General features: G+C 53.6%; 18 protein-coding genes. 13 read left to right on the plus strand and 5 right to left on the minus strand.

Annotated features, from left to right (window positions below):
* Positions 1-217: 217 nt before the first annotated feature.
* The 7 genes from K7X24_RS07035 to K7X24_RS07065 all read left to right on the plus strand — a co-directional run bounded on the left by K7X24_RS07035 (position 218) and on the right by K7X24_RS07065 (position 7,943).
* Positions 218-1,354 (plus strand): iron-containing alcohol dehydrogenase, encoded by a 1,137-nt coding sequence (locus tag K7X24_RS07035; protein WP_103942280.1) that lies wholly within the window; start codon positions 218-220, stop codon positions 1,352-1,354.
* A gap of 68 nt (positions 1,355-1,422) precedes the next feature.
* On the plus strand, positions 1,423-2,307 hold the full coding sequence (locus K7X24_RS07040) for a dihydrodipicolinate synthase family protein (RefSeq protein WP_039470120.1): 885 nt from the start codon (positions 1,423-1,425) through the stop codon (positions 2,305-2,307).
* 38 nt (positions 2,308-2,345) lie between these two features.
* Positions 2,346-3,761: a sodium:solute symporter family protein gene (locus K7X24_RS07045; RefSeq protein ID WP_224553927.1), complete on the plus strand. Its 1,416-nt coding sequence runs from the start codon at positions 2,346-2,348 to the stop codon at positions 3,759-3,761.
* A gap of 3 nt (positions 3,762-3,764) precedes the next feature.
* Positions 3,765-4,952, plus strand: coding sequence for a sialidase family protein (locus K7X24_RS07050; RefSeq protein WP_224553928.1), 1,188 nt, complete (start codon positions 3,765-3,767; stop codon positions 4,950-4,952).
* Between the two features lie 187 nt (positions 4,953-5,139).
* Entirely contained in the window at positions 5,140-5,610 is a 471-nt protein-coding gene (locus tag K7X24_RS07055; protein ID WP_103942274.1) for a YhcH/YjgK/YiaL family protein, read from the plus strand.
* A 147-nt stretch (positions 5,611-5,757) separates the two neighbouring features.
* The gene (locus K7X24_RS07060; RefSeq protein WP_107333449.1) at positions 5,758-6,447 is read left to right on the plus strand and encodes an SDR family NAD(P)-dependent oxidoreductase; all 690 of its coding nucleotides are present in this window, start codon (positions 5,758-5,760) and stop codon (positions 6,445-6,447) included.
* 434 nt (positions 6,448-6,881) lie between these two features.
* Positions 6,882-7,943 carry an ABC transporter substrate-binding protein gene (locus K7X24_RS07065; protein WP_180790377.1) on the plus strand — a complete coding sequence of 354 codons (1,062 nt, stop codon included), beginning with the start codon at positions 6,882-6,884 and terminating at the stop codon, positions 7,941-7,943.
* A gap of 56 nt (positions 7,944-7,999) precedes the next feature.
* Here K7X24_RS07065 and K7X24_RS07070 read toward each other — a convergent pair whose 3' ends face one another.
* Entirely contained in the window at positions 8,000-9,190 is a 1,191-nt protein-coding gene (locus K7X24_RS07070; protein ID WP_130640369.1) for a LacI family DNA-binding transcriptional regulator, read from the minus strand.
* Positions 9,191-9,508: 318 nt separating this feature from the next.
* Here K7X24_RS07070 and K7X24_RS07075 point away from each other — a divergent pair, with 318 nt between their 5' ends.
* Genes K7X24_RS07075 through fsa form a run of 4 tightly spaced genes read left to right on the plus strand, consistent with a single transcriptional unit; the run spans position 9,509 to position 12,255 of the window.
* Positions 9,509-9,952 carry a PTS sugar transporter subunit IIA gene (locus K7X24_RS07075; protein WP_039530939.1) on the plus strand — a complete coding sequence of 148 codons (444 nt, stop codon included), beginning with the start codon at positions 9,509-9,511 and terminating at the stop codon, positions 9,950-9,952.
* A 22-nt stretch (positions 9,953-9,974) separates the two neighbouring features.
* A complete protein-coding gene (locus tag K7X24_RS07080) occupies positions 9,975-10,262 on the plus strand; it encodes a PTS sugar transporter subunit IIB (protein ID WP_039507113.1) in 288 nt (95 codons plus the stop codon).
* A gap of 14 nt (positions 10,263-10,276) precedes the next feature.
* The gene (locus tag K7X24_RS07085) at positions 10,277-11,536 is read left to right on the plus strand and encodes a PTS ascorbate transporter subunit IIC (protein ID WP_010300423.1); all 1,260 of its coding nucleotides are present in this window, start codon (positions 10,277-10,279) and stop codon (positions 11,534-11,536) included.
* A gap of 53 nt (positions 11,537-11,589) precedes the next feature.
* Entirely contained in the window at positions 11,590-12,255 is a 666-nt protein-coding gene (fsa, locus tag K7X24_RS07090; protein WP_224553929.1) for a fructose-6-phosphate aldolase, read from the plus strand.
* Between the two features lie 82 nt (positions 12,256-12,337).
* Here fsa and yacL read toward each other — a convergent pair whose 3' ends face one another.
* Both yacL and acnB read right to left on the minus strand, forming a co-directional pair.
* Positions 12,338-12,697 carry a protein YacL gene (yacL, locus tag K7X24_RS07095; RefSeq protein ID WP_103861848.1) on the minus strand — a complete coding sequence of 120 codons (360 nt, stop codon included), beginning with the start codon at positions 12,695-12,697 and terminating at the stop codon, positions 12,338-12,340.
* Between the two features lie 186 nt (positions 12,698-12,883).
* A complete protein-coding gene (gene acnB, locus K7X24_RS07100; protein WP_103942483.1) occupies positions 12,884-15,481 on the minus strand; it encodes a bifunctional aconitate hydratase 2/2-methylisocitrate dehydratase in 2,598 nt (865 codons plus the stop codon).
* A 445-nt stretch (positions 15,482-15,926) separates the two neighbouring features.
* Between acnB and K7X24_RS07105 the strand changes: the two genes are divergently transcribed.
* Complete coding sequence (locus K7X24_RS07105) at positions 15,927-16,433, plus strand: DUF3060 domain-containing protein (RefSeq protein ID WP_224553930.1); 507 nt, start codon at positions 15,927-15,929, stop codon at positions 16,431-16,433.
* Between the two features lie 143 nt (positions 16,434-16,576).
* Here K7X24_RS07105 and K7X24_RS07110 read toward each other — a convergent pair whose 3' ends face one another.
* Positions 16,577-17,977 (minus strand): RtcB family protein, encoded by a 1,401-nt coding sequence (locus K7X24_RS07110; protein WP_182813125.1) that lies wholly within the window; start codon positions 17,975-17,977, stop codon positions 16,577-16,579.
* Between the two features lie 260 nt (positions 17,978-18,237).
* On the opposite strand from K7X24_RS07110, the gene K7X24_RS07115 reads away from it, so the two are divergent.
* The gene (locus K7X24_RS07115) at positions 18,238-18,549 is read left to right on the plus strand and encodes an ArsR/SmtB family transcription factor (protein ID WP_010300450.1); all 312 of its coding nucleotides are present in this window, start codon (positions 18,238-18,240) and stop codon (positions 18,547-18,549) included.
* Between the two features lie 95 nt (positions 18,550-18,644).
* On the opposite strand, the gene K7X24_RS07120 is transcribed toward K7X24_RS07115, so the two are convergent.
* Positions 18,645-20,942 (minus strand): TonB-dependent siderophore receptor, encoded by a 2,298-nt coding sequence (locus K7X24_RS07120; protein ID WP_182813127.1) that lies wholly within the window; start codon positions 20,940-20,942, stop codon positions 18,645-18,647.
* Positions 20,943-21,203 lie beyond the last annotated feature (261 nt).

Here is a 21,203-nt window from a genome sequence, read left to right on the forward strand (position 1 = left end):
ATTACCTGATAATGATTATATTGAATCACATTTGATTATATGTGAGCAATATCAAATTATTTAAAAGGAATTTCACCTATAAATTATCACCACGATGTGGCAAATGGCGTTTCTGCGTGATGAGAACCACGCCATTTGACTGAAAGTAATCACCATCGCAACCATTATCATCATAGCGATAACGCTCTGGCGAAAGAGAAAAGGCAAGGTAATAAGCATGAACATCAATAGCACTATCCTCAGCGGTTACCGGGTACTTCAGGACATTAGTCACCTGTTGGCAGGGAAACAGCACGTTTTATTTGTCACCGACAAAAACATCGTCGGGCTGCCTGACGTTCAGGCGCTGATCGCACAAGTTAAGCAAGCCGTTCCGCAGGTTCTGTTGGTTGATCATGTTCCTGCCGAACCAAGCCAGCACGACGTCGCCCAGATACTGAGCCAGCTCAATCAAATCCAAACCGATCTGGTCATCGGCGTAGGCGGCGGCAGCGTACTGGATGTTGCCAAACTGCTTTCCGTACTGTGCGCGGGCGATGACACCGTCACGCTGGATAGCCTGTTGGCAGGAGAGAAACCGACTCGCCGCACCACATCCCTGCTTATCCCGACCACCGCAGGAACTGGCTCAGAAGCCACACCGAATGCCATTTTGGCGATCCCGGAAAAAGAGACCAAAGTCGGCATTATTACGCCGGTGATGCTGCCGGATTACGTTGCGCTGGTGCCGGAGCTGACCATCAGCATGCCGTCGCACATCGCCGCTTCAACCGGTATCGATGCACTCTGCCACCTGATCGAGTGCTTCACCTCGACGATCGCCAACCCAGTCAGCGACAACTACGCGCTGATTGGCCTGAAAAAGCTGTTTGCCAACCTCGAAACCTCCGTGCGCGAGCCGAGCAATATGGAAGCCAAGCTGAACATGCTGTGGGCGTCCTATTACGGCGGTGCCGCTATTGCCCACTCCGGTACGCATCTGGTTCACGCCATGTCTTACCCGCTGGGCGGCAAGTACCACATCCCACACGGTGTAGCGAACGCCATCCTGCTCGCCCCTTGCATGCGTTTCGTGCAGGACGCCGCACAGGACAAATTCGCGCAGGCGTATGACCTGCTGCCGGATGCCGATCTGACGCTCAGTACAGCGGAAAAAGCCCAGGCGCTGGTGACCTACTTCAGCGAATTGGTTAAACGACTCAATCTGCCTAACACCTTACAGCAGCTCGGTGTGGAAAAAGACCACCTGCCGTACCTGGTTGATGCCGCGTTACAGGTTCAGCGCCTGATGAAAAACGTGCCGACACAGGTCAGCGCCGACGATGTCCGTGAGGTTTATCTGACCCTGTTTTAAAACGCGCGGGTTTAGGTAGAACGATTTTAAATTTTCATCTTTTTGATTACGTGTCACGAGGAAGAACAATGAGTAAAAATATTACCGGCGTATTAACTGCCATCGTCACGCCGTTTGATAACCAGGGCGAATTTAACCCCGCTGCCATGCGTCTTCAGGTTCAGCGCCAGATGCGCTACGGCAACGGTATTTTCTGTAACGGCACCAACGGTGAGTTTTTCGTTCTGCACACCGATGAGAAAGTCGCCGTCACGGAAACCTGCGTTGATGAAGTTGCCGGAAAAGTGCCGGTTGTCGGCCACATCGGTGAAATCTCCACGCGGGAAACCATCAAGCTCGGCAAGCGCATCGCCGCGCTGGGTGTCGATGCCGTTTCGGTCATCACCCCGTATTTCATCCCACTCAAACAGGAAGAACTGATCGCCCACTACACCGCCGTCGCCGATGCGCTGACTGTGCCGGTGTTTCTCTACAACATTCCTGCACGCACGGGGAATACGCTGGCACCGGAAACCGTCCGCACGCTGGCGGATCACCCGAACATCATCGGCATCAAAGACAGCGCAGGCAGCTATGAAAGCCTGAGCGGCTATGTGCAAGCGGTGAAAGGTGTACAGGGTTTTAACGTACTGAATGGCCCAGACTCGCTCATTCACCAGGGCTTTGTTGACGGCTGCTCCGCCTGTATTTCCGGGCTGGCTAACGTGGCACCGGAACCGATCAGCCAGATTTGGCACCGCTTCAACGCGGGTGACATCGAAGGCTCTCGTCAGGCACAAGAACAGGTTGCCGAGTTGCGTAAGACACTGTACGCCATCGCGTTCTCACCGGCTGTGGTGAAAAAAGCGCTGGCGATTATGGGTGAAGATGTCGGCGTCAGCCGCTATCCGATCCAGTTTTCCGCACAGGATGAAGACAACATCCGCAACATACTTAGTCAATTCTCGCAGTAACAGAGAAATATCAATTTCCACTTATAGGCCGAGAAGATATGAACCATTTTAACTTAACTGACACCCTCATAATCGTTGGGATGATTGTGTTTTATATCGCATTCACCTCATGGTTAACCTACAAGCTCCGCAGTAAATCGAACACCGAATTCATGGAAGGCTCACGCGCGCTGCCGGCGTTTATCGTCGGTATCCTGCTGATGACCGAGTTCATCGGTGCCAAATCCACCATCGGTACGGCGCAGTCTGCCTTTGAGAACGGCTTTGCCGCATCCTGGTCGGTGATTGGCGCCGCCATCGGTTTCCCGCTGTTTGGTATGATTCTGGTGAAGAAGATTTATAACACCGGGAAAATCACCATCTCTGGCGCGATTGCCGAGAAATACGGTACCAGCACCAAGAACATCATTTCGATCATCATGATCTATGCGCTGTTGCTGGTTAACGTGGGCAACTACGTCAGCGGCGCGGCAGCGATTGCCACGGTGTTGAAAGTCTCCCTGCCTGTCGCCGCGTTGATTACCGCTGTCGTCAGTACCTTCTACTACTATTTCGGTGGCTTGAAAGGGACGGCCTACATCACGCTGATCCACAGCGCCGTGAAATACGCTGGCGTAATGATCATCCTGTTCGTGGCATTGAAAATGACCGGCGGCTTCAAGCCAATGATCGAACAAATGCCGGATTACTACTGGACGTGGGACGGTAAACTCGGTGCCAGCACCATCTTCGCCTGGCTGATCGGGACCATCGGTTCTATCTTCTGTACGCAGTTCGTGATTCAGGCCATTTCATCAACGAAAGATGCCACCAGCGCCAAACGTGCCACCTGGGTTGCCTTCTTCTTCTGTATGCCGATTGCGCTTGCTATCGCGGTCATCGGTGTCGCGGCGAAGTTTGCTCACCCTGAAATCAACAGCCTGTACGCGATGCCAGTCTTCCTGCAAGACATGAACCCATGGCTCGCCGGCTTGGTCACCACGTCACTGGTCGCGTCTATCTTCATCAGCGTGAGTATGGTGGCACTGGCTATCGTTTCCCTGCTGATTAAGGACTTCTACGTTCCTTACTGGAAACCGACGCCAGAAAAAGAGATGAAAATGACCCGAATCCTGTCGCTTGTCGTAGGTTTCGCGCCGCTCGTCTTCGTTCTGTTCGTTCCTGAAATCCTGAAGCTGTCGTTCTTTACCCGTGCTATTCGCCTGTCGATTTCTGTGGTTGCGGTGATTGCGTTCTATCTGCCGTTTTTCAACAGCGCACGCGGCGCAAACGCCAGCCTGATATCAGCCTGTGTCGTCACCTCCGTCTGGTATATTCTCGGCAACCCGTACGGCATCGATAACATGTACATCGCGTTGGTTACCCCAGCTATCGTCATGCTGATCGATCGCATGATTCCGAACAAAGCGAACAAAATCAAAATCTCTCCAACTGAAAATAAATCAGGAGCCTGAGTCATGAGTAGCGAAACCATTACTGTGGAACGTAGCGGAAAAGTTCATCACGCAGAAGGCGATGCCGCGCGTCTGGATGCCTACATTCCATCGGAATGCCCGCAGAATCATGCGGCCAACCTGCTCCATCTGCCGAACGGCGATGTACTGTGCGTCTGGTTTGGCGGCACACAAGAAGGGATTGCGGATATCTCTATCTATATGTCCCGTCTGGTGAAAGGCAGCGATAGCTGGAGTCAAGCCGTTAAGCTGTCTGAAGATGCCACGCGTTCCGAACAGAACCCGGTTCTGTTCCTCGCGCCGGACAACGTGCTGTGGCTGCTGTACACCGCGCAGAAATCCGGTAATCAGGACACCGCGATTGTGCGCTACCGTCAGTCTACGGATTTGGGTGCCACCTGGGGCGAGATCGGCACGCTGCTCGATCAGCCGGGTACCTTCATCCGCCAGCCCATCACCGTATTGGCAAACGGCGACTGGCTGCTGCCGGTGTTCTACTGCCGCGTTCAGCCGGGTGAGAAATGGGTCGGCAACGATGATGACAGCGCCGTGAAAATTTCCAGCGATCAGGGGAAAACCTGGCAGGAATACCCAGTGCCAAACAGCACGGGCTGCGTGCATATGAACATCACCCCGCTGAAGGACGGTACGCTGCTGGCGCTGTACCGCAGCCGTTGGGCGGACTTCATCTACCAAAGCCGTTCAACGGACGGTGGTAAAACCTGGTCAGATCCCGTGGCAACCGATTTGCCGAACAACAACTCGTCCATTCAGGTAACGACGCTGGAGAATGGCCATCTTGCACTGGTGTTCAACCATATGAGCGCCGCCGATGCGACCGAGCGCCGTCTGTCGCTGTACGATGAAATCGAGGATGAAGAAGACAAAGCCAGCAATGCCAAAATGCCGGAAGTACAAGCCGGTGGTCGTAGCGCCTTCTGGGGTGCTCCGCGCGCGCCGATGACGCTCGCCATTTCGGAAGACGGCGGTAAAAGCTGGCCGTGGCAGCGTAATATCGAAGTGGGCGACGGTTATTGCATGACCAATAACTCCACGGAGAAGCTGAACCGCGAGTTCTCTTACCCCAGCGTCAAACAAGCGCAGGACGGTAAGCTGCACGTCGCGTTCACTTACTTCCGACAGGCGATCAAGCACGTCGTGGTGAGTGAGGAGTGGGTCAAAGCGAACTAAACCGCGCGGCTTTTTTTCTCTTTATCAGCGGGGCTCTCCCCCGCTATACCCTAAATAATTCGAGTTTCAGGAAGGCGGCAAGTGAGGGAATCCCGATGAGCTTACACAAGTAAGTGATTCGGGTGACCGAATGAAGCCAACGCACATGCAACTTGAAGTATGACGGGTATATACCCGGGACACGATTATGATTGCAGGAAACCTCAACACCCTCAAACTCGCCACATTACCCGACGCGCTGTGGGCCATTCTGTCCGCACCGGGCATGTCGTTAGCTGAACTGAATGCGCTGCCCGAAGGCCGTTATCAGCCGGAAGGTGCCGAATGGTTCTACAACATCGGCACTGTGAACACCGCACCACGCGCCACGCGACATACCGAATTTCACAGCAACTACCTTGATATTCAACTGATTCTGGAAGGCGAGGAGATTATCGGTTACGGTCTGAATGATGTGCATGGTCAGCCCGCGACTGAACGTAAGCCGGATCTCTATATTCTGGATAATCCTCAGGTGCCGCATCAGATCCACCTGCGGGCAGGCGACTTCGTCACCTTCTATCCAGGTGAAGCTCATCAGGCGCTGTGTGCGATTAACGACAGCCCTGCTCCGGTCAAAAAAGCCGTGTTTAAAATCCCCGTCACGTTATTGTATTAAAATGGTTATCCCCTAAATAATTCGAGTTGCAGGAAGGCGGCAACCGCGCGAATCCCCAGGAGCTTACTCAAGTAAGTGACTGGGGTGAGTAAGAGAAGCCAACGCACATGCAGCTTGAAGTATGACGGGGATGCATTAAGGAGACACATGTCAGCAACAGCCCCTAAACACGCCCTGATTACCGGTAGCAGCTCAGGGATCGGTGCCGCCATCACACAAAAATTACTGGCGGAAGGCTGGCGGGTAACCGGCCTGTCACGCAAGCCGGGTGACTATTCACATCCAAATTTTACCCACCGCGCGGTGGATATCATGGATACGCCCGCGCTGACGGCCATTCTGGACGAGATTGTGCAGGTTGATGCCATCATCCATGCCGCTGGCATTATGAAAGCGGCCCCGCTCGGCCAGCTTTCGCTGGAAGACGGCGAAACGCTGTGGCGCTTGCATATCAACGCGGCACAGGTGCTTGCCGACCGTCTGGTCGATAAGCTGCCGCAAGGTGGAAGAATTGTGCTGCTGGGCAGCCGCACGTCCAGCGGTTCAGCAGGACGCAGCCAGTACGTTACGACAAAATCCGCAATGATCGGCATGGCGAGAAGCTGGGCGGCTGAACTGGCCCCACGCGGCATTACAGTAAACATCGTCGCGCCGGGCGCAACGGAAACACCGATGCTGACCATGCCGGGTCGCCAAAGCTCTCCGCCGAAGCTGCCGCCAATTGGGCGCTTCATCCAGCCACAGGAAGTGGCCGATCTGGTGGGTTACCTGCTTTCTCCGTCTGCCGCGGCCATTACCGGCCAGCAGTTGGTGATGTGCGGCGGTGCATCGCTGTAACCTTGCTTAATACACGGGATAGCGGCAACAGCGCAGGCGCTTGCCGCTTCTCCCCCAAGCCTAGATAAATTATCGCTAAGCAAGTGTGAAAACTGGCATGTTTTTGTCCAACCTCGACGCCATCGGCAAAAAATCGCCGTGTTAATCCACCTACCAATTAACTCCCCCTTCGCATTTTATCTTTTCAAAAACAAGATGATAAATAGTTCAACGGGCTAATTGCCACAGTAATAATCTCGCAAACGGATAACACTCAGGAGAAACCAAGCTAATTAAAGAAAATAAATTTTTCGCCCCCTACATTCCCCGTCTAGCTTATGTCAAAAAACTCTTTATCAAGCACCGTGCGCTTCCCTACTCTCAGAAAGGCGATATTTTCATCCTTATCTTTTATCAGGCTGCACACAGCCCAACCTATTGATGGACAGGTCATTATGAATAATAAAAGCAATACTACTCGCCCTCTTCACTCCGGGAACGCTTTACGTCGTAAATGGCTTGGTCTGACAGTAGCCAGCGCGGTTTTACTGTCGGGACTCGGTCTGCCAACTCTGGCACAGGCGGAAGGACAGTTGCGCATCGCGCAGCAATTCGGGATCGTTTACCTGCTGCTGAATGTCGCGCAGGATCAAAAGCTGATTGAAAAACATGGCAAGGAAGAAGGGCTGGATATCAAGGTCGAATATCTACAACTTTCCGGCGGTGCCGCGGTGAACGATGCCTTGCTCTCCGGTTCGGTGGATATCGCTGGGGCAGGCACCGGGCCATTGTTCACGCTGTGGGATCGCACCAAGGGCCGTCAGAATGTACGTGCAGTGGTGGCGACAGGTAACTTCCCTTATTACCTGATCAGTAATAATCCCAACGTAAAAACCATTACGGATCTAACAGACAAAGATCGCATCGCCATTCCTGCGGTGGGCGTTTCTGTCCAGTCACGTTTCCTGCAACAGGCCTCTGCCGAACTGTGGGGCGATAAAGCCTATAATCGTCTGGATAAACTTCAGGTCGCCATTCCACACCCAGAGGCCACCGCTGCGATTATCAGCGGCGGCACGGAAATCACCACGCATTTTTCCAACTCTCCGTTTCAGGAACAAGCGCTGGCAGGTAATCCTAAGGCGCATATCATCCTGAATTCCTATCAGGTCACTGACGGACCGAACTCGCCGGTCGTGCTCTACGCCACCGAAAAATTCCGCCAGGACAATCCGCTGACCTACCGTGCCTTCGTTAATGCCATCGCAGAAGCGGCGGATTTCGCCAGCGCGCACCCTGAAGAGGCCGCTGACGCCTTCATTCGCGTGACCAAATCGCGTATCGATCGCGAGCTGCTGCTGAGCATTCTGAAAAGCCCGGAGGTGTCGTTCAGTGTGACGCCGCACAAAACCTTGCAGTTGGGTCAATTCCTGCATCGCGTTGGGGCGATTAAAAACAAGCCGGAATCCGTTAAAGACTACTTCTTCGACGATAAGCATGTCGATGCAGGCAGCTAATCACATCGCGTGTGGCAGGCCTGCATGAGAAAGATGCAGGCTTGCTCAGATCCCTGTTAGCTGCTGGCGCGCGGTTCAAAGATAAATTTCACCTTTTCCAGTACGGGCGGGTGATCGTCGTTGTCCATCATGGCGAGCACCAGACGCCCGACCTCCGCCCCCAGCTTTTCATAGTCAAGCCGCATCGCGGTTAACGCTGGGAACGTGTGCTCACATTGTTCGGAACCATCGAGACAGGCAATCGCCAGATCGTAAGGGACTTTCATCAGTCGGCGCTGGCATTCAAAGAGCGCGCCCAGCGCAATTTCCTCATGGCTACAGATAATCGCATCCAACTCCGGCTGGTTTTGTAGCAGTTCCGTCATGGCGTAGCGGCCAAATTGCAGGCTGGGTGCTTCCGGGATCGTAATTTTCAAATCCGCATTGTGATAGTGCGCCAGCATGGCTTTATTCCAGCCGTTCAACTGCTGTTTTTGCAAACGGTTATCCGTATGAGCGCCAATATAAGCCACGTGACGATATCCCTTTTCCAGCAGCGACATCGTCAGTTGCTCCGCCGCTTCAGCAAGGGCGATATCAATATTGATATTTGCACTCAGCGCATCAGCGCCGGAGACGTTCACCGTAATGACGTTACTGGCCTGGATGATGTCCTGAGTTCTCTGTGAGAGTTGCGCACTGAACAGCACCAGCGCCGCTGGCCGCTGCTGCAAGAGTTTTTCGACCATTCCCGCTTCGGTGTGCTGGCGATATTCATGGCAGCCCATGATTAACGGAATGTTGTGTTTGCCCACCGCCTGTTGCAGCGCCTGCACAAAACGAACACTGGCGTGATCTTGCTGAAAAGGATAAAGCACCGCGATAGCGGGCTGATAAGCTGATGCCAGTGCGCCTGCGGCCTGATTCGGTACATAGCCCAGCGTTCTTATCGCGTCATTGATTTTCTTCTGCGTGGCATCAGAAACCAGTCCGGGCTCCCGCAACGCGCGGGACACCGTCATGGCGCCAACACCGGCATGGTTCGCGATGTCCTGTAGCGTTACGCGATGGGTGCTCTCGGTAAGCTGGCTGGCTTCTTGATTGGGTTCATAGCCTAATGCTCTGGCGGCCAGCTCCACTTTGCTGCGTAACTTTTCAGAGACCAGATCGGGTTTGCGCATTACGCGCGATACCGTCATCGTCCCTACGCCCGCGTAGTCGGCGACATCCTGTAGCGTAACCTTACCGGTACTGCGACGCTTACGCATGCTCACTTCCTCTCCATTCGTCATTTTTCTCATCGCACGGTCGCGATAACAGCCTGTTACGTCATTGCCTTCAGGCTAGCGTGAAGGGGTAGGCAACGTGCGAACACCCTGATTTCTACTGCGCCATTCACGCCGTGTCATCGCCGTTCATAGTGTGCCTGTGACAACACGGGGGAACAAATAATGGCCCCGCTTGTGCTAAGCGGGTCACAGTTAATGATAGCCATATCAGTTAGCGCTACCTTTTTAGATGTTAATCACATTATTTTCGACACTGGCACACTATCCTGCGTTCAGAATGATACAGAGGTGACTCTAATGCTTAACACTTTACTAACACCAGACGTTGTTCAGATTTTACCTGCCTGTGATGACTGGCGTCACGCTATCGCCTTGTCCTGTAAGCCTTTACTGGATAACGGTTCGATTGAATCCACCTATGTTGAGGCGATCTACCGCTCTCATGAGGCCATCGGTCCTTACTATGTCGTCGGCCCTGGGATTGCCATGCCGCATGCACGCCCGGAAGACGGCGTGAACCAACTTGCCGTCAGCCTGACGCTGATTCGCGACGGCGTGGTTTTCCATTCCGAAGACAACGATCCCGTGCATTTACTCATTGTTTTGGCTGCCACGGACAGCAATAGCCATATCGATATTATTTCACAGCTTGCTCAGTTGTTTGACACACCTGATGACGTCGCCGCATTACTCCGCGCGACGAACGTAGAACAGGTGCTTTCCGTTATTTCTCGTTATTAATTGCCACCAGAGGACACAGATTATGAAAATTACAGTCGTATGCGGTAACGGTCTTGGTACCAGCCTGATGATGGAAATGAGCATTAAAAATATCGTTAAAGAACTCGGCGTGGTTGCTGACGTGGATCACGTAGATTTGGGCTCGGCGAAAGGCACGGATAGCGACATTTTTGTCGGTACAAAGGATATTGCCGATCAGCTCGTCGCACAGGCGGTGGGGGGGAAAATTGTGTCCCTGAGCAACATGATCGATAAAGTGGCGATGAAAGAGCGCCTGTCGATCGCCCTGACAGAACTTGGCGCATTATAAGCGGGGGATCAAAAATGGAATTCTTCCGTTTTTTAATGAGTGATGTGCTGTCTGAACCCTCCATCCTGGTCGGTTTGATTGCGCTTATTGGCCTGATTGCACAGAAAAAACCGGCTACGGAATGCATCAAGGGAACGGTGAAAACCGTAATGGGTTTCCTGATCCTCGGGGCAGGCGCGAGCCTGATCGTGTCCTCGTTGGGAGATTTCGCCCAGATTTTCCACCATGCGTTTGGTATCGCGGGTGTGGTGCCTAACAATGAAGCCATCGTCGCCGTCGCACAGAAAAACTTCGGCACCGAGATGGCAATGATCATGTTCTTCGCGATGGTCATTAATATCGCAATCGCCCGCTTTACGCCGTGGAAATACATTTTCCTGACTGGCCACCACACGCTGTTTATGTCGATGATGGTTGCCGTGATTCTGGCGACAGCGGGCATGAAAGGCGTGCTGCTGATTACCGTTGGATCGCTGGTTGTTGGGGTATCGATGGTGCTGTTCCCTGCCATTATTCACCCGTATATGAAGAAAGTCACAGGCTCGGATGACGTCGCCTTTGGTCACTTCTCGGCAATATCACAGCTGTTGTCGGCCTTTATCGGCAGCAAGTTTGGTAATAAAGAGAAATCAACGGAGGACATGGAAGTACCGAAGAGCCTGCTGTTCCTGCGTGATACGCCGGTTGCCATCGCTTTTACCATGTTCTTCATCTTCATTTTCACCTGCCTGTTTGCTGGCCCGGAAGCGGTGAAAACGATGAATGCTGGTGGGAAAAACTGGTTCATGTTTTCGCTGATCCAATCCATTACCTTTGCCGCTGGCGTGTATATCGTGCTGCAAGGCGTGCGGATGGTGATTGCGGAAATCGTGCCTGCGTTTAAAGGCATTTCTGACAAACTCGTCCCGAATGCTAAACCCGCATTAGATTGCCCCGTCGTCTTCCCTTATGCCCCGAATGCCGTTCTGGTCGGCTTCCTGAGCAGCTTTGCGGCTGGGGTGATCGGTATGGTGCTGCTCTACCTGCTGGGCATGACGGTGATCATTCCCGGCGTGGTGCCACACTTCTTCGTCGGCGCGGCAGCAGGCGTTTTCGGTAACGCCACTGGCGGACGTCGCGGTGCGATTTTAGGTTCTTTTGCCAACGGACTGCTGATTACCTTCCTGCCTGTTTTCCTGCTGCCAGTGCTGGGCAGTATCGGACTGGCGAACACCACGTTCAGCGATTCCGATTTCGGCGCGGTGGGAATTCTACTGGGTATTATCGTGCGCTAAGCCCGCGCGATGAATGTCATCCGACAGACCGGTTTTAGTTAACGGGGGAAATGATGGAATTCTATTTAGATACGGCGGATGTCGCCGCAGTAGAACGACTCGCAGGCGTGTTGCCGATTAAAGGCGTGACCACCAATCCGAGTATTGTCGCACGCGGAAAATCCGATATTTATAGCGTGCTGCGGGGCATGCAGGCTGTTATCGGCACAGAAGGACAGCTGTTTGCTCAGGTAATGTCGCGCGATCCTGACGTGATGGTGGAAGAGGCGTTGAAGCTCAGAGACGTGATTCCTTCTCTGGTCGTCAAAGTACCAGTGACACATGCGGGTTTGAATGCCATCAGGCAATTGACGGCGCTGGATATTCCCACCCTCGGCACCGCCGTATACGGTGCGGGACAAGGGTTTTATGCCGCGCTGGCTGGCGCTCGCTATATCGCGCCTTACGTCAACCGCATTGATGCGCAAGGTGGCGATGGGATTGCGCTAGTGAAAGAACTGCAAACTCTGATTAACCTGCACAGCCCGCAGACTCAGGTGCTGGCAGCCAGCTTTCGCACACCGCGTCAGGTGCTGGACTGCCTGCTGGCTGGGTGTCGGGCGATTACCGTCGACCCTGCCGTTGCTGAACTGTTCCTGCAAGATCCTGCGGTTGAAGATGCGCTTAACCGGTTCGATCATGACTGGCAGGCACGCTTTGGTCATTCCGATCTTGGCTGATTGATAGCAAACACCACCCGCCTGTCGGGTGGTGTTACCAAAATAACGCGGTGACCAAAAAACGATCGTGTTACCAACACGATCAATGCAGGACGAAATCGCGATACTTTTCCACCAGCGTCAGAAAATCATCCAGACCGCATAAAGACAGGCTCTCTTCGTCGTAATAACTCATGCCTTCCTCCAGCTCATCCGTGGTGAAAGACAGCTGATTTGCCTGCACCATCACTTCTTCTTCATCCAGCGACAGCGTATATTCATGGCCCACGCGCCGCCACTGCCGCTCGCTGCCCGCGACGGAACGCGCGGCGTCTTCGACGTCAGTTAATACCGTCAGTTGGCCTTTCACTTCTTCATTAAACCAGTGCCCGATCGCTTCATGTCCCATCGACATACGAACGATGACCTGGCCCGTCACATCCCGCAAAAATTCATAGTCCATGATGCCATCCTCACTGTTATGTTTCTTTTGTTCAGTCTAGTCGCCTCTACACTCTACCGTCGTGATGCACCTTCACCTTTCATGTTGCAGATGCACACAATCCCGTATGCCAATTCCAGCAGAGATGGCGCATAAAAAAAGGAGGCACAAGGCCTCCTTCAATGTTGGGATGCGAACTATAGCGAGTTAGACCGTCGTCTGGAAGATCACGCCATCAGCTTTCTCGGTATATTGACCTAACTGGTCAAAATTCAGATAGCGATAGGTGTCCTGCGCGGTTTTATCCACCTGCGACATGTAGGTCTGGTACTCTTCTGAGGTCGGCAAGCGACCCAGCAGCGAAGCCACCGCAGCCAGTTCGGCAGAAGCCAGATACACGTTGGCACCGGTTCCCAAGCGGTTCGGGAAGTTACGGGTCGAGGTAGAAACGACTGTCGCACCGTCCGCTACGCGCGCCTGGTTACCCATGCACAGCGAGCAGCCTGGGATCTCGATACGCGCCCCGCTCTTACCAAACACGCTGTAGTAGCCTTCTTCCGTCAGCTGTGCCGCATCCATTTTGGTCGGCGGCGCAACCCACAGGCGGGTCGGCAGCTGACCTTTGTGGCTATCCAGCAGTTTACCTGCCGCACGGAAGTGGCCGATGTTGGTCATACAGGAACCGATGAAGACTTCATCAATCTTCTCGCCCTGCACGTCAGACAACCAGCGTGCATCGTCAGGATCGTTCGGCGCACACAGGATTGGCTCTTTGATATCGGCCAGATCGATGTCGATCACCGCCGCGTACTCGGCATCAGCATCGGCTTCCAGCAGTTGCGGATCGGCCAGCCATTTTTCCATACCCTGAATACGGCGTTCCAGCGTACGACGATCGCCGTAGCCTTCGGAGATCATCCACTTCAACAGTACGATATTGGAGTTCAGGTACTCGATGATCGGCGCTTTATCCAGCTTGATCGTACAACCGGCCGCAGAACGTTCCGCCGAGGCGTCGGTCAGTTCAAACGCCTGCTCGACTTTCAGATCCGGCAGACCTTCGATTTCCAGAATACGACCAGAGAAGATGTTCTTCTTACCTTTCTTCTCAACAGTCAGCAGGCCTTGCTTGATGGCATACAGCGGAATGGCGTGAACCAAGTCGCGCAGAGTAATACCCGGCTGCATTTTACCTTTGAAGCGCACCAGAACGGATTCCGGCATATCCAGCGGCATCACGCCCGTCGCGGCAGCAAACGCCACCAGCCCGGAGCCCGCAGGGAAAGAGATCCCGATAGGGAAACGGGTGTGGGAGTCACCGCCCGTACCAACGGTATCTGGCAGCAGCATACGGTTCAGCCAGGAGTGGATAACGCCGTCGCCCGGACGCAGCGATACGCCGCCACGGTTCATGATGAAGTCTGGCAGCGTGTGGTGCGTGGTCACGTCAACCGGCTTAGGATAAGCCGCGGTGTGACAGAACGACTGCATCACCAAATCAGCGGAGAAGCCCAGACAGGCCAGATCTTTCAGCTCATCACGGGTCATCGGCCCGGTGGTGTCCTGTGAACCTACAGATGTCATCTTCGGTTCGCAGTATTCGTCAGGGCGAATACCCGCAACGCCACAGGCACGTCCCACCATTTTCTGCGCCAGCGAGAAGCCTTTTTTGCTGGCTTCAACCGCTTTGGAAATACGGAAGATATCGCTGTGCGGCAAGCCCAGTGATTCGCGCGCCTTGGACGTCAGTCCACGACCGATAATCAGCGGAATACGGCCACCGGCGCGAACTTCATCCAGCAAGACGTCGGTCTTCAGCGCAAATGTCGCCAGCACGTCATTAGTGTCATGACGACGCACTTCACCTTCATACGGGTAAATGTCAATGACATCGCCCATATTCAGATCGTTCACATCGACTTCGATCGGCAGCGCACCCGCATCTTCCATGGTGTTGAAGAAAATCGGGGCGATCTTGCCGCCCAGTACCACACCACCGCCGCGTTTGTTCGGGACGTGAGGGATATCATCCCCCATGAACCACAGCACGGAGTTAGTTGCAGATTTACGCGACGAACCGGTACCGACAACGTCACCGACGTAAGCCAGCGGAAAGCCTTTCTTGTTCAGTTCTTCGATCTGTTTGATCGGGCCCACGGCGCCAGGTTGATCGGGATCGATACCTTCACGGGCGTTTTTCAGCATCGCCAGCGCGTGCAGCGGGATGTCAGGGCGTGACCAGGCATCAGGTGCCGGAGACAGGTCATCCGTGTTGGTTTCACCGGTGACTTTAAAGACGGTAACGGTAATTTTTTCCGCCAGTTTCGGGCGGGACAGGAACCACTCGGCATCAGCCCAGGATTGAATCACTTTCTTGGCGTGCGCATTGCCTGCTTTCGCCTTTTCTTCTACATCGTAGAAGTTATCAAACATCAGCAGCGTGTGGGACAGCGCTTCGGCGGCAATCGGTGCCAGCTTGTCGTTGTCTAACGCATCAATCAGCGGATGAATGTTGTAACCCCCTTGCATGGTGCCCAGCAGCTCAACGGCTTTTTCCTGGGTGACCAATGGGGAAGTGGCTTCGCCTTTGGCGACGGCAGCCAGAAAACCAGCCTTCACGTAGGCGGCTTCATCAACGCCAGGGGGGACACGGTTAATCAGCAGGTCAAGCAATACTTCTTCTTCGCCCGCCGGGGGATTCTTGAGTGACTCAACCAGCGCGGCCATCTGCGTGGCATCTAACGGTTTAGGAACAATCCCCTGCGCAGCCCGGTCGGCTACGTGCTTACGATATTCTTCTAGCACGACGTTCTCCTCGCTCTCATTGTCTTCATTATGCCCGGCGCTCTTGTTCCCGCTTGTGGTGTCCATGCCTGGGTGCCAGCGTGTGGATGTAAGGTAGTAGAGTGTCCGGTCCAGCCTCGTCAGCATATCAGGATTTGAATTGATTGTTAATTCGTTCACATAATAGCAACATTAATTTTTATTCAACTATGCTATGTGCCCAATTTCACTATCACTGAAAAATGCCGACATCAGCAGAATAGCATGTCCCTGACGGCACACACTAACTATGCTGAGTTAACCACATAATAGGTAGGTTTTTAACAACATAGCCTGATTAATCATCGTTTGATGGCGTAGCGATAATCAGAATGTTCGCAATAGAGTCGGGAAAAGTGTTAACAGATGATAGATGCCTTTACGGCAACGATGCCGGATGACCTCTTTGATAACAGGAAAAAATGCCATGAAGATAACACGGTATCTGCCAATGGTTTTCGTCTCTGCTTTCGCGTTCACCGCCTCCGTCTATGCCGCCCCTATCGAGCTTGAGGGGATCGGTTTAACGCGCGATATTCCTTGTCATGGCAATGATGTCAATATTTCAGGCAACGGCAATAACATCGTACTGACGGGGAAATGTGCCGATATTTCCGTCTCAGGTTCCGAGCACAACATCACGTTCGATACCGCAACATCGCTTACCGTGACCGGTTCAGAGATTGCCGCCACAGGTCAATCGACGGGTGACCTGACCGTCGCCGCGTATAAAAACACCATCCGCACGCACATCCTTTCCGAGGATAAACCAGCAAAGGTGAATGTGACTGGTACGGAACACCATCTCGATCTGGATTTTAAGGGCCCTGCCGTTGTTTCCTTCAATGGCATCAGCAACCGCCTCTCATGGGGAGGAACAGAGCCGAAACTCTCTTCTAGCGGCGCTAATAACGTCATCAAACAAAAGCCCTAACGAGCTGCGTTTATTCCTCTGACAGATGCCCGATAAACGGATTTTGGCAACGAAAAACACACGGCCCAATCGACAACTCGCCGATTGGGCCATCATTTTTAGTACAAAGAATATCGAATCAATTCCCGCAGAAGCGGGTCACATCAGGCCTTAAACGTCAGCCACGGGCGCAGCCGCGCTACGGGTTGAATCAGCCCCGACTGTTCCTGGATATCAATCACGGGCGTAACCGGCTTATAGGCCGCTGGCGCTTCTTCCCGCAGGCGCTCATCCTTCAGCGTAATACACTGCCAGGGCAACGTATCTGCCTGCTTCGCCGCATCGACTTTGTTGCGCATACTCTGCCGACGCTCGGCACGCCCTGCGCCGTGTGAACATGACCACAGCCAATCAGGATTCCCCTTTCCGGTAACGAGATAAGAGTAGTCCCCCATTGAACCGGGGATCAGCGCAAATTCCCCTGCTTTTGCGGGCGTAGCCCCTTTGCGGTGCAGGTTCATTCCGTGTTCCGGCAGGATAATGTTATGCGACAGATCGACCACCAGCTTGCTGGCATCGCGCGTAAACACCTGCTTCCAGGAGGAACGGATCAGTTCAGTCAGCACGATCCGGTTGATCCATGCATAGCGGGCGGCGACACCCATGGCTTCCATATAATCCATCGCTTGTTCATCAACCAGACCAAACAGGCCGGACGCCGGATATTTCTCTCCCGCAGGCCAGCAGGCTCGCGCTTTATCGATCCCACGCTGGCCGACATAAAAGCCCACGTCCCGTGAACCGGTGTGAATCATCACCACGACTTCGCCTTCCTGCACGCCAGCCTGATACGCCGCGTGCCTGTCCAACACGGCATCGACAATTTGCAGCTCAACGAAATGGTTACCCGACCCTACCGTGCCCAGACTGGAAGGTCGAAGTATCTCGCGAGGCGCAAAAAACGGCTCAGGCGCATGCCGGCTATCTGCACGAACCGTATCGGTTCCGGCGATGGAACCAAGTTCCGCCGCCAACCGTTGGAAGTCCACGTCCTGCCAAAGCCCCTGTAAGGGCAATGCCGCCAACCACGCCGACAGCCCTTCATCAAAGAGTGCGGAAAACGAATCTGGCGTAACGGGAACATCACGCCGATCCAGCAGTAACGTGTCTTTGAGCGCCTGAATCAGAGCGGGTTTGTGCTCATCCGCATCCGTATGATGCACGCCCGTCGTCATCAAGCGCATACCGCAGTTGATATCCGTCCCAATCGCCGCCGGGATAACAAAGTTCTCCGTTGTGGCGACAATGCTACCAACGGGCGCAAGCGTGCCAGGATGGAAATCCGGCGTCGCGCGGGCGGCACAGACGCGTGCATCGCTGCCCGGTAGGTGTACCGAGGCGAAATCCAGCAGTTGCTGAACCGCCTTTTCTTCCAGCGGCAACGTGTCCGGCAACAGAACCTGCGCTTCTGCATTCTGCCTGCGGAGATGATAAATAGAATGTTGGTAATCGGTGTCTATCCCCAAACGGGATAAACGTTTTTGTAAGCGAGTAAATGTAGACATGGTGCTACCTAGAAAAACAAAAAATCGCTCCTCCCGTTTCGGAGAGAAGGTTGTTTTTCCTGCAGCAGCAGATTCAGGAAAGGATGTCGGGCTATTCTAGGGAGGAACGCCCCTCTTGTAAACCGCAGGCCGCATCGCACTGGCTCCGTTATGCGCTGTTTTATCGATGTCAGTCATTCTCCTCGCTCAAGGCCGAGGGTATAGTAAGCTCAATACATTAGGCATCACTAAATTAGTCAGTCACGCAGGATGGTAGGAACATGGCGTTGAGCAATTCGGATCGGGAATTCATGCAGGACGGTGCAGCAAAAGCAGCGGCTATGCTGCGCGCGATTGGCAACGAGAACAGGCTACTGGTGCTTTGCCTGCTTATTGAGAAGGGTGAAATGTCGGTTGGCGCGCTGCTTGAACACATCCCGCTCAGCCAGTCCGCGCTCTCGCAGCATCTGGCAAAAATGCGTGAAGAAGGGTTGATTAGCTATCGGCGCGAGTCACAAACGCTGTACTACCGCATCGAAAATCAGGACGTGGAGAAAATCGTCGCCACCTTAAAAGGCATTTTCTGTCCCTGATAGCAGCGACACGAAACGGCATAGACGGAATCCCGCAATAAAAACGCCACAGGATTTCCCGTGGCGTTCGCGATTAAGTATGACGGGTAGAGAACTTAGAACGACGTATTCACGCTGACAAAGAAAGTCCGTCCCGGTTCGTTATAGGTTGCCGCACCCGCACCCGCGATGGTAACCACGTTATTGTTCACCACATCCTGCGCATTACCCGCGCGGAACAGGCGTTTATCAAACAGGTTATCGACACCGCCGGTCACGCTCAGGTTCTTGTTAAACTTATAGGTACTGCTTAACCCGAACAACGCATAAGGGCTTAACTCATTGGTTGCGCTACCCGTTACACGCTCACCTTTGTAGTTATACATCTTCGGCTTCTGGCGACCATACCAGGTCATATCGGCCAGGAAGGAGAGGCTCTCCGTTGCCTGCCAGTCCACCGATGAATTCAGGGTAAACTCCGGCGTAATCGACAGATAATCGCCCGTGGTTTTATTTTTCGATTCCAGCATCCAGGTCAGGTTGTTACGCCAGTTGATGGTTTCCGTGACAGGAACGGTCAGGTTACCTTCCAGTCCCTGAATGACGGCTTTCGGCACATTGCCCCACTGGAAGATATTGGCGTTGGCATATTGATTATTGGTTCCGCCCACCGCTTTACCAATGACATTGTTTCCTGCCTCAATCTTGTTACGGTAATCGTTATGGAAGTAGGTGACGCCAGCGATCAAACCGTCGCGGTGAAACTCCAGACCAATTTCTTTATTCAGGCTGGTTTCTGCCTTCAGGTTTTCATTACCAATCAGGTAGCAAGACGTGCCACCAGCACAGCCTTGTCCACGGCTATAGAGAAGGTAATTTTCGTTAGTCTGGTACAGATTCGGTGCTTTGTAAGCGCGGGCGATACCTAACTTCAGCGTATAATCATCACCCAGCTCCTGTGACAGGTTGAGCGACGGGCTCCAGTTGGTGCCTGCCGTGCTGTGATGATCGACGCGCAGCGCCGGGGTCAACATGGTGCTCTGCGTCAGCTCGACGTTATCTTCCACGAAAGCTGATGCCAGACGAGCAGCAGACTTCTCGTTGCGCCCACTGCTGCTCAGTGAACCCACGCTACCCGCTTCGGTTGTCGTTTGCGAGTTAGATACCGGATCCTTCATTTTCTGCTCGTTCCACTCAACCCCGAACGTCAGAACCTGATCAACCCAGAGATTCAGAGGAAGATTCACTTCGTTATGCGCGGTGAAATTATCCAGCTTGATGGTTCCGAAAGTATCTGCCGCGGAAAACAGACCTTCGGTTCCGCCAGCCAATCCTTCTAAGATACGAGTATTGTGCGTACGTTCGTATTGCAGATACGACGTGGAACTGACGCCACTGTCCCAGTAGCCGCGATGCGTGACCGCAAAGTTCTGGCGGTACATACGGTTGGTTTCCTTGCCATAATTACCGCGAACATAACCTGTATTGACATCAGTATTTGTATTTTGTGTATCACCCGCATAGATATTGCCCTGACGGCTGGAACCCGCTTCAAACTCCAGCGACTGCAGCTCGGTCATATCCCAGCGCAGCAGCCCGTTGATATCTTTATTACGCACCCCTTCACGCCCAGAGGGCAGCGAGGTAGCCTGATTCCCTGCACGGACAGACTGATGTCCTTCATTAATATCGCGCGCATCGGCTTGAGTTTTATTCAGATTACCGAACAAACGGAAGCTCAGGCTGTCGGTCAGGCCGCCCATCAGGCTGAAATCGGTACGCTTGGTTGCGCCTTCTGAACTATGCTCCGGCGCGTTCAGGAAGGTGTTCCAGGTGCCGTGCCATTCTTGCGTCGGCTGCTTGGTGATGATGTTAACCACACCACCCGCCGCACCGTTACCATAGCGCGCCGCCGCTGGGCCGCGCAGCACTTCAATACGCTCGACCATATCGGCAGGCACCCAGTTGGTGTCACCACGGGTATCGCGCTCACCGCGCCAGCCGTAACGCACCGCCGTACGGCTCGACACGGGCTTGCCATCCACCAGAATCAGCGTGTTTTCCGGCCCCATGCCGCGGATATCGATCTGGCGATTGTTACCGCGCTGGCCGCTGGTTGAGTTACCGGACAGATTAACGCCCGGCATGGTGCGAATCAGTTCCGACAGATCGTTAGCAGGTGGGCGCTTGCTGATATCTTCAGCCGTAATCACCGACACGCCCGGAGCCTGACGGGTTTGCTCAGCGGCCGTCACCACCATCGTATCGCCCGATGCTTTACTTTCGGCCTGATTCTGCACCTGAGGGGCAGGTTCTGTTGAAGGCGAGGTCTGCGCAGCGCTCAGAAACGACGTCATCCCGCAGCTAACGCCAATGAGCGTCGCCAGATAACGACGCGATTGTGGTAGTTTCATCAAAATTATCCTGCCCTGTAAGAAATGAATAAGTAGCCTGAAAAAGGATCAACATCGCAGCCGGTACAGCGACACCTAACGACAATCAGCAAAACGCTGAATAACGGCGGAGATAAAACGCGCAAACATGGCGGTTATCGGGGAGAAGCGTCATGCCAACGGCATCACGTCGTGTTGTTATGAAATGCTGTGTGTAATCAATCAGCCCTTTTCTCCGCATTGCCGTAAATGGAAAATGCCTTTATCGTGCAATGTGACGTC

The sequence above is a fragment of the Pectobacterium versatile genome (assembly GCF_020166435.1).
GTDB lineage: Bacteria > Pseudomonadota > Gammaproteobacteria > Enterobacterales > Enterobacteriaceae > Pectobacterium > Pectobacterium versatile.